Origin of the sequence: Pantoea sp. GbtcB22 (genome assembly GCF_019091025.1) — a bacterium.
Taxonomy (GTDB): domain Bacteria; phylum Pseudomonadota; class Gammaproteobacteria; order Enterobacterales; family Enterobacteriaceae; genus Pantoea; species Pantoea leporis.
In genome coordinates this window covers 1-267 of record NZ_JAGXKB010000263.1, presented here as the reverse complement: position 1 = coordinate 267, position 267 = coordinate 1, and the positions used below count along the sequence as shown (strand labels likewise).

Annotated in this window: 1 protein-coding gene; it reads right to left on the bottom strand. The window is 47.6% G+C overall.

The features are described from left to right. Positions 1 to 75: 75 nt before the first annotated feature. Positions 76 to 267 (bottom strand): hypothetical protein (locus KVT28_RS25270; protein ID WP_217550925.1); only part of this gene is annotated, 192 nt, incomplete at its 5' end.

Here is a 267-nt window from a genome sequence, read left to right as displayed (position 1 = left end):
GGCCCAGTCCTCGATATTCCAAACGAGGACAATTTGCCTATACGGCTATTTCATCTATCGCTCCGAGACTTTCTGCTAGAAGCCCCCGGTGAATCTTTTCAACGGCCTTTCTGGGTCAATGAGAGTCAGACTCATAAGCATTTGACACAGCGGTGTTTGGAAACCTGCGGGAATCTTAGAAGAAATATTTGCAACTTGTCCGATGATACAACGCCCCGCATGGAGGTAGACAATGGGCTTATAAATGCCAGCATTCCCTCCGAGATA